Here is a 13,274-nt window from a genome sequence, read left to right as displayed (position 1 = left end):
TTATCTAACAGAAAAATATGACACTGGGTATTACAGTTATTATTTCATTGAAGAAATAAAACCGCATAAACTTTTAGATTCGTTTGTTCAACGGATAAGTAGTAAAGTACAATGGCTCTTAACAACTATTCCGTGTGCACTAGAAATACAAATGATCGAAAAGGAATTTTCGGCAATTGAAGATAAAAGACTGGTTTCATTGCACAAATTTATTGAACGGCGTAACGGGAAACTTGCAAAAAAGGCCAAGAGAAGAGATAAATACATCTGTCAAGTATGTGGTTTTAATTTCTTAAAGACATATGGAGACAAAGGGCTTGATTTTGCTGAAGCTCATCACATCGTGGCGTTATCTACTCTCAAAAGGAAGGAAATAAATACACCAGCCGACTTAATAACCGTATGTGCCAACTGCCATAGAATTCTTCATCATCGTATGGAAGGCAAAGCTGATGATTATAAAAAATTGCAGCGACTTGTCAAGAGACAATTACTCAAAGAATGAATGCCGAACGCCCAACAAACGGTTTGGCAATATGGCGGCGAAAAATATATTCTCAACTGTTTGTTCGTTAATTGGCTTCAGTTCAGGCGACTAATAACGCTGAGCAATAGAATAACCTATGAACTTTTATTTATAAATTTAGCTTCGGCTATGGGCTGACAATTTCCAATGCCGCCACATCGCCAAGCCGCAATCGTTATGGGCAAGTTTAGACGACTTCATTATTTAACAAGCAAGACAAGCTGATAAAAAGTATAATTTAAACCCAGTTCACAGTTTATACTGGTGATGAAAAAATTATAAAAAGTGGAGACCAGCTACCATTTAAAAAACGGGGCGACACCGAAAAGCCAGACGAGTAGGAAAATAAAACTATAAATCATGCCTAAGTATGTAATTGAACGGGCAATCCCTGGTGCTGGCAAATTAACAGCAGAACAATTAAAAGGTATTTCGCAAACTTCCTGTGGAGTGCTAAGTAATATGGGACCTCAAATTCAATGGCTTCAAAGCTATGTGACAGGCGATAAAATTTATTGTGTTTACATAGCACCAAATGAAGAAATGGTTCGTGAACATGCAAAGCAAGGAGGCTTTCCTGCAAATTCGGTAAGCGAAGTAAGTACAATTATTGACCCGACAACTGCAGAATAAGGCCTCCCTTGCGAGTAAGATTTAGTAAAGTTGCTCACAGACAAACCTGCCCATAACAGCAGGTTTGGCAATAGGCTGGCTGACGGAAGAACAATCGGCTACAAATCAATATCAGCAATAGTTCCAGCTCGACGTTAATAATTTAACTTTTGTTATTAACTTCCCCTTTGGTAATAATATTCCTCTTCATTTCTGGACATTATAAAATACCAGCCCATCGCCAAGCCTTAACGTTGGCAGTAATGGCATCTGAGTTAATAAAATATTTATCTTTATTACATGATTATCTCCGTTGAAGACATAAAAATCATAAAAGATTACTTTCAGGACAAGCCTGTAATAAAAGCTTTCATTTTCGGTTCATTTTCGCGTCAAGAAGCCGAAACAGATAGCGATATTGACATTTTGGTTGAACTCGATTATTCAAAACACATTGGACTAGGTTTTGTGGACATGAAGTTGGACTTGGAAGATAAACTTCAGAAAAAAATAGACCTCGTTTCCAGTAATGCCATTTCACAATACATTCTTCCTTTTGTAAATAAAGATAAAAGACTTATTTATGAAAGGTAAAAATGGGGATAGACACCGGCTTCTCCACATTCTTGATTCAATAAAAGAGATTGAGAACTACACCTTAAATGAAAGCTTTGAAAGCTTCCTTGAAAATTCAATGATGCGGTTCGCATCTATTAAACAAATTGAAATTATAGGAGAGGCAGCCAATTTTGTTAGTGCTGAGACAAAGGATAAGTTTACCGACATTCAGTGGAGACAAATTATAGGGTTACGACATATCCTGGTGCATGAATACTTTGGAATAGACAGTAATCTTATCTGGCAAATTATTGCCAATGACATTCCAAAATTAAAAGAGAGAATTGAATTCGTACTTAGGTCTCTTGATTTTGAATAGCCAAAACTGCCAACAAAAGTATTTGCAAAAGCAGGGCTGGAGTGTGTCACGAATGGGAAGAATGATAAGTTCTTTTCAATGCTTTATAAAAGATGAGGGAAGGCCTCTCATATACGCCCTGCGGGGGGAGTATATAAACCGCTTCATGGTGCTGTAATCAAAAGTTATGGTACTGAGCGATGAAGAAAAGGCACTGTAAGGTGTCAGGTGAGTGTAGAAGAGCTGAACGAAAGTGAACTGTACGATGACGTTCCGAAAGGCTACTTGTTGACGAAACTATTGGCTTCCAGCACTGATAGGACGGACTGTAATGGACAAACCGCATACTGATTACAGGTCAACCGGGATTGAGGCAGCAGGAATTCTACACAGGCTTTTATATGGAACGTGAGAGGCTACCTTATTAATGTGCGTAATGCTGCAACAAGAAGCAAGTAGTTGCTACCGCGCCTCTTTGAGGAGATAAGGTTATTATTGTTGCTTAACCATACCATAATGTATAGGGATGTAATAAGGAGCGTCGGATGTATCCAAAGTAGTGATGAAGTTTCTGTAATGGAGATGGAGCGAAGGGATACAGTTATTCAGTGTAAGTATTTGTAAACAACCACTAAAGTGGAATGATGAGCGAAGAAAAGACAAAGTCATTTGCAGTAAGTAGGGCAATGGTGTACAACAGCTATCTTAAAGTATGCAGTAAAGACGGTGCAGCAGGTATTGATAAGGAAACGATTGATATTTTCAATGCAGACCTTAGCGGCAACCTGTACAAAGTATGGAACCGCATGGCTTCAGGGAGTTATTTTCCACCGCCTGTACGCACTGTACTAATTCCAAAGAAGCAGGGAGGAACTCGCCCGTTGGGTATTCCCACGGTAAGCGACCGTATTGCACAGGGTGTAGTGAAAGATTACCTGGAACCCATCTTAGAGCCATTATTTAACATTAGTTCATTTGGTTACCGTCCGGGACGCAGTGCACACGATGCGCTGGTACAATGCGAGCACAACTGCAGGCAGTATTCATGGGTAGTTGATTTAGACATCAAAGGTTTCTTTGATAACATCAGCCATGAGTGGATGATGAAAATGGTGTCCTATCATACCCAGGAAAAGTGGGTGCTGCTTTACACAGAGCGATGGCTAAAAGCAGGTATACAACAAGCAGATAGCAGCATAGCTGCAAGGGCAAAAGGCACTCCGCAGGGAGGCGTAATCAGTCCGCTGTTAGCCAACCTGTACCTGCATCATGCCTTTGATATGTGGATGAGTAGGCACTTTGCATCTAATCCGTTTGAACGTTATGCTGATGACATCATTGTACACTGTCACAGTAAAGCTGAAGCCGAACATCTGCTGTGGTCTATACGGCAAAGGTTGCAAGGATTTGAACTGGAACTGCATGCGGATAAAACGAAGCTGGTATATTGCAAAAACTATCGGCGCAAGCAAGAGCATGAGCATATAAGCTTTACGTTTCTAAGCTATAGTTTTCAACCACGGGTTAAAGCCAATCCTGCTGTAAAAGACAGTAAGTTTATGGTATTTGATGCCGCTATTTGTTGTAAGGCGAAAGCTTATATCAAGCAACGGATAAGGGCGGTATTCAATCCACGAAATACGACTGTAGCACTGGAGCGGACAGCCGAAAAACTAAACCCTAAGATACGAGGATGGTTAAACTATTATTGCCGGTTTAATGCAGCAATAGCAGGCAAAGTGTTCGAGTACCTCAATGAGTTGATACAAAGATGGATAGAGGAAAAGTACCGGTTAAGAGGTAAGAAAGCGGTATTGGAGAAGTACCATAACTATGTGCAGGAGAATACAAAGTTGTTTATCCACTGGAAGAAAGGAATTACATATTGACTGAATAACAAGAGCCGTATGAAGGAAGACCTTCACGTACGGTTCTGTGAGCGGCTTGGGCTGAAATGCTCTTGCCTACTCGACCGATCTAACATCAACTGTGTGGGAGCAACAGCAGTGGTTCGGGCTCGACGTTCAATTTTCAGCTTTAGTTTATAACTTCAGCAATATATTTTCAATTAAGCATTTGTAACGGGCAGACGAGCAATGAATTCCCTGCCTTCGCAAATACTCAACGTTGGCTGTAATTGTAAATGACCGTCTCTACATGGAAGTGGCTTTTAAAATAAGACATGACTTAATAGCAAACTTGAACTTCATCCGTTTGACAATGTCCCTATTTCCACCAGAAAAGGGCGGAGGCATTTTTCATCCGACTGTAAATGAGGCACTCCGGACAACAGCAGAGTTTATAAATACTTCAAATGAAAGACAACTAATTGAAGGAGGACCAACAGTTCTCAATGCAATTGACCCTATACTTAAATCTTTGCTGAAAAATTTTCCACCAAAAAGGGACTTGGTTGAAATCTCTCATTCGTTTAATAAACTATTAGAGAACGAGCAATCTTTTTTTTCTTATGGCATTCCTTTTAGTTGGCTTGACAAACATATTGACATATCAAAGTTTCTAAGTTCTGACATTCCATATCAAGCAAAAATTGGAACAGGACATCACGCTGGGAAATTTTCTTTAGAGGAAATGTATTTACTGGATGACGGTTTCTTCTTTTTAGCGAAAGCTGAAAAAGAAATGAAATTGCTTGAGAGTTTAATTCCTGAAATGAACAGGAGAAAGGAAGACGGCTATGTTGACCAAGACTTTTATTTCGAAGCTTTAAATGTAAAACTTAACACTTGTAGTTATGCAAGAAACTCTATCGTGAATTTATATTCATTCGTTGAGTGCTTTGTGAACAGTGTTGGATACGATCATTATTTGCGGAATATGGATACTTTAGAACTAAAGGAACAAGAAACATTGCAAGAAAAGAAAGGAGGTGGCTATCTGGCTCTTGAACATAAAATGGAAAAGTTCCATCAACTTATTAGGATAGACCGTAAACAAAAGTTTTCTGTTACTGACCCTAAACAGTTAAAAGAACCGTTCCTGACTTTCTTTGAAGAATGCAAAGAAATCCGTGATGCTGCAATGCACTATTCTCCAAACAAAAAAGCTATTTGGTTAAAGCCAAACGATTGGACAGACAAGGCAAAAAAGTATTCAGAAATTACTATACAAGTTGCTCAAAACTTTTGGAAGTCTTGCTATCCTAATAGGGACTTTCCATTTTACTTAGTGATTGTTAAATAATAAGTAGTACATTTGTATAAACTATTTATCATGTTTAGCGATGACGAATTACAAAAAAAATTTACCTCAATCCTGCCTCATTTAAATGAAAATGCTGCCCGTTTATATTTAGGCAGTGAGGCTCAAATCTTAGGCAGAGGTGGTAAACAGCGTGTTGCGAAATTGGCAGGTGTAAGCCGGGTAAGAATAGATAAAGGGATTGCAGAACTAACTACTGGCAAAGTTGTGAATGTGGATACGGGTTTACATAAAATAAGAAAGGCTGGTGGTGGCCGCAAACAGCATAAGGAAAGTCAGGCCGGCCTAATAGAAGCATTGGAATCAATCGTAAGCCCACATACCAGAGGCGACCCGATGAAAGTGCTTTTATGGAGCAGCAAAAGCTTACGAAACATTGAAAAATCAATGAAAGAAAAGGGATATTCTGTAAGCTATGTAACCGTAGGAGAATTATTGAAATCCTTAGGATACAGCTTGCAGGGAAACAAGAAAACAGATGAGGGTGGTACGGATCCTGACAGAAACGGGCAGTTTGAATTTATCAACAAAACAGCGTTGGCTTTTATGGGTGATAATACACCCGTTATATCGGTGGATTGTAAAAAGAAAGAGTTGATAGGAAACTTTAAGAATGCAGGCGCAGACTGGTTTTCAAAAGGCAATGCCCCACAAGTAAAAGTGTATGATTTTATAGATAAAGAACTAGGGAAAGCTATTCCATATGGCGTATATGATATAGCTAAAAATGAAGGTTGGGTAAGTGTAGGCATTAGTAAGGATACAGCTGAGTTTGCAGTAAACAGCATAAGGAATTGGTGGCAGCAAATGGGTAAAGAACAATATCCTTTAGCGGATAAGCTTTTGGTTACGGCCGATGGTGGGGGAAGCAATAGTTCAAGAAGCAGATTGTGGAAAAAGGAACTGCAAACATTGGCAACAGAAACGGGATTGGAAATACATGTCTGCCACTTTCCGCCAGGGACCAGTAAATGGAATAAAATAGAACACAGGATGTTTTCATATATTACCAAAAACTGGAGGGCAAAACCATTAGAAAGTTTAGAAGTAATTGTAAATTTAATAGCAAATACCACAACTCGAAAAGGGTTAATGATAAAAGCTAAAGCTGATAGAAACAAGTACGAAAAAGGGCTAAAAGTAGATGATGAAACATTGGAAAAAATCAATCTGACAAACAAAGACTTTAGAGGTGACTGGAATTATAAAATTAGTCCTTAATGTACCGTTTATTATTTAACAGTTACTTACGTCATTTGGATTATAAACAATGCTATGAAGGGGCAGCAAGACGAATGGCCGAGAGTGCCCAGACCGAAAGGAACAACTACAGCTAACGGTGCATTCAAGCAATTGGGGCCAGACGTTGGAGCAATGGGCGACAGGCCAATGTTGAGCAGTAGTTTGGCAGGACACCATGGCTTGAGCGACAGAATAAACAATGAGATATTTGTTATAAATTTAGCATCAGCACCGGCAGACGTAACACAGATGCCCCAACTGCTTAAATGCTTTAACGTGTGTGTCTTGAACAGGTTTCAAACAGGAACTTGATGCTGTACAAAAGATGGAAGACTTATCAAAGAGTATCATCAAATGCGGAGGTCAATAGAACCGACTGGCTGATTTGAGATACTCAATGAAAAGACATGAACTTCCGCAGACGACTTTCAGGAGGAGTTTGCAAACCGCCTTATGCTGCATATCTGGAAACAGCGTTGTGGTGAACGATAAGGAAAAACGGGGACATGATCCTCGAAGGTGGGTATTGTCGAGCTGAATAAATTGAATCAACTATGAAGCCTCGTAAAGCAAAAAATTAAATGATGTCGAAAGCAAGCAATTACGTTAGTGTTTGTTAAGAATGTAAAGGAAACCTGGTTACTGTTTACATGACATCCGGGGCACGAGTTGACAGGAAGGCAATATGGGCTTTTGTACGGAACAAGAGAAATCGCTGGTGCGCTGTTAACTAAAAAAAAAAGGAGTCAGCCGTACAAGGATAGTACGAATCAGCGGTGGCGGACTAAGTCGTAGTAGTGATGAAGTTACTGAAAGGTAATGGAGCGAAGGGCTTAGCCTGTTTAAGTTTCTTAATTGTTTACAACCGTAAAAGGGATGATTGATTATTAGGAAACAAGGTCACAGCCAATTACCTGCGGATCACACCTTGGTAATCGGTATATCCACAATGAATTTACACATTTGTGACTAAACAGGAAGAGCCGTGTGAAGGAAGACTTTCAAGCACGGTTGTGCGTCCAGACAAGGTGGACATATCCCATGGGTGCAAGTCCCATCAGAGAAAAAGTCAAAGCTCTGTAGCTAGATGACATGGGTGAAAGAAATAAAACTCATGAAGCTCATTGACAAGTGATCTGTTAAGCAGGTCATGCAAGTTATCAGGCCGTAACGAAAGTAAATGCACAGGTAGCCTCGAAAGTGATTAAATCCGGCAGGCCGAGCTATTGACCGTATAGCGAAGGCAGCATGTCTCTCCGAAATTGACTGAAACGGGAAATGACACGGCTGGCGGGGTGGTAGCAACAGCATGGTAACAAGGATATGTAACGCAACTGGAGATACCCTCCTCATCCCGGGAAGAAAAGACCGGAGCAAGGTAGGTTCTATAACTTGAACTCAAGGAAGTGAACCGAAGATGAGCAGGGCAAACGCATCTAAAATAGATTGGGTCTGGATAAATAAATGGATTTTTGGGTAAAATCTGTTTACTGATGCAAGGATTCATAGAACACTTCGGCGATATACCCGATCCCAGAGTAGAGCGAACCAAAAAGCATAAGCTCATTGACATTCTCTTCATCACCCTTTGTGCCGTTCTTTGCGGCTGTGATGAGTGGGAAGAGATACAGGCCTACGGCGAAAAAAAGGAAAGCTGGCTGAGAAAATACATAGAGCTGCCTAATGGCATCCCCTCTCATGACACGATTAACCGTGTTATTTCAGTCATTGATCCCAAAGTGATGCAGGAACGTTTTGTGCGCTGGGTACAGGGCATTGCCACATTGAGTAAAGGGGAATTGGTAAGTATTGATGGCAAAAGATTATGCGGCAGTGGCACAGACAGCAAGGATTCGATTGTGCACATGGTAAGTGCCTGGAGCGATGCCAACAACCTGGTGCTTGGCAGCTATAAGGTCGATGACAAGAGTAATGAGATAACGGCTATTCCCAAATTGCTGGAGATGCTGGACTTGTCGGGATGCATTATCACCATAGATGCGATGGGCTGTCAAAAAGAGATAGCTGAAAAGATAGTAGACCATCAGGCGCATTATGTACTGGCTGTCAAGGATAATCAGGCATATCTGCTCGACGATATACAGGAAGCTTTTACGCATGAAGAATCTACACACATAGGCACAGACATGCAAAGCAATCTAGGGCATGGTCGCATCGAAAAGCGTAGCTGCCGGGTAATCACGGATGTGGACTGGATATGTAAAAGCCAGGATTGGAAAGGATTAGCAAGTCTGATAGAGCTGACAGCAGAGAGAACGGATAAGAAAACAGGCAGCTATCAGAAAGAGGTGCGTTATTACATCTCTGATTTGGTGCAGGACGCCAAGGTATTCAATGGGTATATCCGTAGGCACTGGGGTATAGAGAACCGTCAGCACTGGATGCTGGATGTGGCTTTCAGGGAAGACCAAAGTAAGAAGCGGGCAGCAAACGCAGCAGAGAACTTTGGCATTATCAACAGGGTGGCTTTGAACCTGCTCAAAAGTGATACTACTGTAAAAGCAAGCATGAAAAGAAAACGTAAGATGGCAGGTTGGGATGACCTGTATTTAGATCATCTACTTGCGCAACTTGAAATTTAGATGCGTTTGCCCTGCGAAGATGAGAGGGAGTCGGATAGGAGAATAGTAGCTGTGAAATTCCGTAATGGGAATGGAGCGAAGTCTCCTTACTAATGGTAATCTTCTAACAAAAATGGGAGGCAAAGACGATAATGATAAAAACGTCAATCATATTGCAGGAACTGAGAAGGAAGATATACATGAAGGCGAAGGCTGATAAAACCCATCCAAGGGTTCGGTTGGAAGTTGTGGAGTACGAAGGGATTAAAAATATTCCTTAGGAAAGTGGCTCCAACATGATAGGCAATAAGCCCTGATGAGAAGCCATTAGGAAAGCGCAGTGCGTTAAATGCGCACGCTGCGTTTGACGAGGCGGGTGGTGGAAACATGATCGAGGAAGATTATTGCGCCACCGCTCGACCCTACCTGTGAGAGGCTTGGGCTGAAATGCCCTTGCCTACTCGACTACCAGCAAGCGTAGTGGACAGCAGTGCAACCATTAAACGGACGACAAAAAATATAAACTGACTAAAACTGGCCAAACAGTACGTAAATTAAAACATTCAAGAAATAATTAAGCCGACATGGAAACACAAAAAATATACAGATGCTTTATTTCATCACCAGGCGACTGCTTAAAAGAAAGAGAGGTTTGTCAAGTTGTAATGGATAAAATAAATGGTGGTTTAGCAAAACATCTTGGAATCAATTTTCGAACCTTTATGTGGGAATATGATGTTTTACCAGATATAGGACAAAACGGACAAGAAATTATTGATGAGTACATTAAAAAATCTAACTATGATATTTTTCTTGGAATTATGAAAAATCGGTTTGGTCACCCAACTAAAAAAGCTGGAAGTGGAACTGAACATGAATTTATTGATGCCCTAGAACGTAAAAAGAATTCAGAAAATTCAATTCCAAGAATCTTATTCTTTTTTGGCAAAGAAAATGTGGATTTAAATAACCCAAAAATTGAGGACATTTTAGAACAACATAAAAAGGTAAAACAATTTAAATCGGGAATTAGTAATAACGGCATTTACATTGACTTTGAATCAGTTGAAGAATTTGAAAAAATACTTGAAGAAAAACTCAACTTATTTATTTCTGAACTTTCTCCGTTAAATAATCCGAAAGAGAAAATTAAAGAAGTTGATGTAGTACTAAAGCGACTTGAAGAAGACTTAAGCGAAACACTTAAAACATACAATGAGAAAAGTCCAATTTGGATTGACCCGATTATTAGTTCTAAACGTGAGATACCAACTAATCCAACAAAAAATGAAGAGAACAGAATTGAATTACAATCTTTTATCGAAAACCCAACCAACATTATAATTAAAGCCCCTTCAGAATTTGGTCTAACATCATTAGCACAGTATTTAAAATTGAATGCTTGGAAAGCGGGGAAAACATTTGTGTGTATGTATCCATAAGAGTAACACCATAGATGATTTTTAGTTGGATGACTATAGCTTTGCTGCTTAAAAGTAAATCTATGGAATCTTCTGGTAAGAAAAGAATCAAGAATAAAGAGCAGGATATGTTTCGCCATGTAGAAGCATGGCAGAACAGCGAGCAAACAGCGGTTGGTTATAGCGCGCAAAATAATATCTGCAAATCCGTATTATACTACTGGCTTAAAAAATACAGGATTTCACATGAAACTCCGTCTGAAAAGGCCAACCGGTTTATTCCTTTGGAATTACCCACCGCATCTCCTGTATTTCAAGGGACCAACCCCATTATTGAAGTATCACTTCCTGGTGGTGCATGTGTCAAAATCTATCAGCCTGTAGAGGCTTCCTTTATCCGCTCGATAATTTATTAAATCATGCTTGCGCTAACCGATGCCCGCCGCTACTTTTTGTACAGTGGTGATACCAATATGAGGAGGAGCTTTGATTCCTTAAGTGGAATTGTGCGCAGTGAGCTGCACCTGGATCCATTAAGTGGTGACATATTCGTCTTTCTTAACCGCCGCCGCAACCAGGTTAAGGGGTTGCTTTGGGAGCGGGACGGGTTTTCTATCTACTACAAACGCCTGGAAAAAGGAACTTATGAACTACCTACTGTTGATACCCATAGCCATTCTATAAAACTCCAAAGCCATCAGTTACTTCTTATTCTTGAAGGCATATGCTTAAGATCAGTAAGAAGAAGGAAACGCTTTATCATGGAGGAGATAACAGATAAATAAATGGAAAAATATTTTTAAAACATATTATATAACGTACATGTATATGCGTAAATAGTACTATCTTTATTCTCTTGACACCAGCATACGAAAATATCACCAGGGACGAGCTTATTACAAGACTTATCGCAGCTGAAAAGAGTAATGAACAATTGCGTGCCCAACTTCAGGAGTTAACCTTCCAGATCAAGGAACTCGTCCGGCTCGTTCATGGCGCCAAAAGCGAGCGCTATGTTGCCCAGGATGCCGCTGGATCACCACAACTGTCTTTGGGTTTAGTGGTAGAACCAACCGCAGAACCTGTTGTAGAGGTAGCGATGGAGAAAAAAACGGTGTATGTTCCTGTAGCTGCTGAAACTTCCAAAAAAGCACATCCTGGCAGAAGTCCTTTGCCTTCTCATCTCACGCGTGTGGAGATTGTTATCGAACCAACCGAAGATGTGACGGGACTGGTATGCATCGGCTATGAGATTACCGAGGAACTGGAATATAAAAAAGGGCAACTTTTTGTAAATCAATTCAAGCGTGCAAAGTATGCCCTTCCTGTAGCCAATGAAAAAACACAGATCCTTATAGGAGAACTCCCCGTTCGTCCGATCGAAAAGGCCATTGCGGGCCCCGAATTACTGGCCTATATACTCATCTCCAAGTATTGTGATCATCTTCCCTGTTACCGGCAGGTCCAGATGTTCGCCCGCCAGGGAGTTAACATCTCTCCCGTTACTATTAATGACTGGATCACCGCCACCTGTGATTTGTTACAGCCACTATATGACCTGCTTAAAAGGCAAGTCCTGTCTGAGCCCTATCTGCAGGTAGATGAAACACCCATCAAGGTTTTAGATAAGGACAAAAAAGGATCTACGCATAGAGGATTTCACTGGTTGTATCATGCACCCTTGATCGGTATGGTACTTTTTGATTACCAGCCCGGCCGGGGAAGGGAAGGACCTGAACATTTACTCAAAGATTTTAAGGGCCATCTTCAGACCGATGGCTACGGGGTGTATGAAGCCTTTGACCAAAATGAGGGCATCACCCAAATTCAATGCATGGCGCATGCTCGACGTATGTTTGAAAAAGCCCTGGACAATGATTCCCAGAGGGCTTCCTATGCGCTCACGGAAATCCAGAAGCTGTATGTAATTGAAAGAAAAGCCAAAGACGAGTCGTTAAACTACGATCAACGCTATGACCTACGGCAACAGGAAGCATTACCATTGCTAACAGCTTTTAATGAGTGGCTCATAGAGAATATGCCCAAAAAGGAGAAAACAGCAGCTGCTGTTCTGCCAGCCAGTACGATTGGTAAAGCAATCAACTATGCGCTGAGCCGTTGGCATCAATTGATGATATATGCCCATCATGGTGAACTTCATATCGATAATAATGCAGCAGAAAACGCTATCCGCCCCATTGCGCTCGGACGCAAAAATTACTTGTTTGCCGGTTCGCATAAGGGAGCTCAAAGAGCTGCTATGATCTACTCCTTGCTGGCCACATGTAAAAAACAAAGTGTTGAGCCTTCCCAATGGTTAGCCTATGTCTTGAAGCATATGGCCTCACATCCAATCAATAAACTCGAACAATTACTGCCTAACAATTATATAATTAGCAGCAGCAAAAATAAGCAGGATTAGTATTTAAAATATGTACTTCGCCGAATGGATACGTATATATTGATTCTAAAAAACCTAAAAAACATAAGATAGGAAAGGATATTCTGAATGAAGTTAAAAATTATTACTTTAAAGAAGTTCAAAATATCGACTGTATAATACTAGATTCTGTTTGTTTTGAAGAACATGGTATTATGCAAATGATAAAAAACGTATGTGATGAATATAAAAACATTCCATTAATCCTTCTTAATACTCTCGACAACAATTTCTTTCTTAAGTCTGATGAAGATGATAAAGTTGAAATAAAAAGGGAATTCACTTCATTATATCTACTCCCTTTACCACAAAC

14 protein-coding genes are annotated in these 13,274 nt (G+C 40.3%); all 14 read left to right on the top strand.

What is annotated here, in order from left to right; all coding sequences use genetic code 11:
- A partial coding sequence (locus WKF66_RS21425) for an HNH endonuclease (protein ID WP_489676557.1) occupies nt 1–505 on the top strand: 505 nt, incomplete at its 5' end.
- Between the two features lie 381 nt (nt 506–886).
- Nucleotides 887–1,159: a DUF4242 domain-containing protein gene (locus WKF66_RS21420; protein WP_489676556.1), complete on the top strand. Its 273-nt coding sequence runs from the start codon at nt 887–889 to the stop codon at nt 1,157–1,159.
- A 279-nt stretch (nt 1,160–1,438) separates the two neighbouring features.
- Nucleotides 1,439–1,732, top strand: a complete 294-nt coding sequence (locus tag WKF66_RS21415) for a nucleotidyltransferase family protein (RefSeq protein ID WP_489676555.1) — start codon at nt 1,439–1,441, stop codon at nt 1,730–1,732.
- Complete coding sequence (locus tag WKF66_RS21410) at nt 1,722–2,075, top strand: HepT-like ribonuclease domain-containing protein (RefSeq protein ID WP_489676554.1); 354 nt, start codon at nt 1,722–1,724, stop codon at nt 2,073–2,075. The genes WKF66_RS21415 and WKF66_RS21410 overlap by 11 nt, the downstream gene beginning before the upstream one ends.
- A gap of 620 nt (nt 2,076–2,695) precedes the next feature.
- A complete protein-coding gene (ltrA, locus tag WKF66_RS21405; protein WP_489676553.1) occupies nt 2,696–3,943 on the top strand; it encodes a group II intron reverse transcriptase/maturase in 1,248 nt (415 codons plus the stop codon).
- Between the two features lie 238 nt (nt 3,944–4,181).
- Nucleotides 4,182–5,258 (top strand): hypothetical protein, encoded by a 1,077-nt coding sequence (locus tag WKF66_RS21400; RefSeq protein WP_489676552.1) that lies wholly within the window; start codon nt 4,182–4,184, stop codon nt 5,256–5,258.
- Nucleotides 5,259–5,288: 30 nt separating this feature from the next.
- The gene (locus WKF66_RS21395) at nt 5,289–6,497 is read left to right on the top strand and encodes an ISAzo13 family transposase (protein ID WP_489676551.1); all 1,209 of its coding nucleotides are present in this window, start codon (nt 5,289–5,291) and stop codon (nt 6,495–6,497) included.
- 54 nt (nt 6,498–6,551) lie between these two features.
- Entirely contained in the window at nt 6,552–6,830 is a 279-nt protein-coding gene (locus tag WKF66_RS21390) for a hypothetical protein (protein WP_489676550.1), read from the top strand.
- 1,181 nt (nt 6,831–8,011) lie between these two features.
- Nucleotides 8,012–9,121, top strand: coding sequence for an ISAs1 family transposase (locus tag WKF66_RS21385; RefSeq protein WP_489676549.1), 1,110 nt, complete (start codon nt 8,012–8,014; stop codon nt 9,119–9,121).
- 70 nt (nt 9,122–9,191) lie between these two features.
- Nucleotides 9,192–9,317, top strand: a complete 126-nt coding sequence (locus WKF66_RS21380) for a hypothetical protein (protein ID WP_489676548.1) — start codon at nt 9,192–9,194, stop codon at nt 9,315–9,317.
- Between the two features lie 367 nt (nt 9,318–9,684).
- Complete coding sequence (locus tag WKF66_RS21375) at nt 9,685–10,542, top strand: DUF4062 domain-containing protein (protein ID WP_489676547.1); 858 nt, start codon at nt 9,685–9,687, stop codon at nt 10,540–10,542.
- 62 nt (nt 10,543–10,604) lie between these two features.
- Entirely contained in the window at nt 10,605–10,937 is a 333-nt protein-coding gene (gene tnpA, locus WKF66_RS21370; RefSeq protein ID WP_489676546.1) for an IS66 family insertion sequence element accessory protein TnpA, read from the top strand.
- A 3-nt stretch (nt 10,938–10,940) separates the two neighbouring features.
- Nucleotides 10,941–11,306, top strand: a complete 366-nt coding sequence (gene tnpB, locus WKF66_RS21365) for an IS66 family insertion sequence element accessory protein TnpB (protein ID WP_489676545.1) — start codon at nt 10,941–10,943, stop codon at nt 11,304–11,306.
- A 71-nt stretch (nt 11,307–11,377) separates the two neighbouring features.
- Nucleotides 11,378–12,943 (top strand): IS66 family transposase, encoded by a 1,566-nt coding sequence (tnpC, locus tag WKF66_RS21360; RefSeq protein WP_489676544.1) that lies wholly within the window; start codon nt 11,378–11,380, stop codon nt 12,941–12,943.
- The last annotated feature ends 331 nt before the right edge of the window (nt 12,944–13,274 follow it).

It is taken from the genome of Pedobacter sp., assembly GCF_037719805.1.
Classification (GTDB): Bacteria; Bacteroidota; Bacteroidia; order Sphingobacteriales; family Sphingobacteriaceae; genus Pedobacter.
The sequence above is the reverse complement of the archived record's forward strand: the minus strand, read 5'-3'. Positions and strand labels throughout refer to the sequence as shown.

Bases quoted from the DNA above. Each gene is read 5' to 3' on its own strand.
- WKF66_RS21420 (WP_489676556.1), top strand. From the start codon at position 887: ATGCCTAAGTATGTAATTGAACGGGCAATCCCTGGTGCTGGCAAATTA.
- WKF66_RS21415 (WP_489676555.1), top strand. From the start codon at position 1,439: ATGATTATCTCCGTTGAAGACATAAAAATCATAAAAGATTACTTTCAG.
- WKF66_RS21385 (WP_489676549.1), top strand. From the start codon at position 8,012: ATGCAAGGATTCATAGAACACTTCGGCGATATACCCGATCCCAGAGTA.
- WKF66_RS21375 (WP_489676547.1), top strand. From the start codon at position 9,685: ATGGAAACACAAAAAATATACAGATGCTTTATTTCATCACCAGGCGAC.
- WKF66_RS21390 (WP_489676550.1), top strand. From the start codon at position 6,552: ATGAAGGGGCAGCAAGACGAATGGCCGAGAGTGCCCAGACCGAAAGGA.
- tnpA (WP_489676546.1), top strand. From the start codon at position 10,605: ATGGAATCTTCTGGTAAGAAAAGAATCAAGAATAAAGAGCAGGATATG.
- WKF66_RS21410 (WP_489676554.1), top strand. From the start codon at position 1,722: ATGAAAGGTAAAAATGGGGATAGACACCGGCTTCTCCACATTCTTGAT.
- ltrA (WP_489676553.1), top strand. From the start codon at position 2,696: ATGATGAGCGAAGAAAAGACAAAGTCATTTGCAGTAAGTAGGGCAATG.
- tnpB (WP_489676545.1), top strand. From the start codon at position 10,941: ATGCTTGCGCTAACCGATGCCCGCCGCTACTTTTTGTACAGTGGTGAT.
- WKF66_RS21395 (WP_489676551.1), top strand. From the start codon at position 5,289: ATGTTTAGCGATGACGAATTACAAAAAAAATTTACCTCAATCCTGCCT.
- WKF66_RS21380 (WP_489676548.1), top strand. From the start codon at position 9,192: ATGGAGCGAAGTCTCCTTACTAATGGTAATCTTCTAACAAAAATGGGA.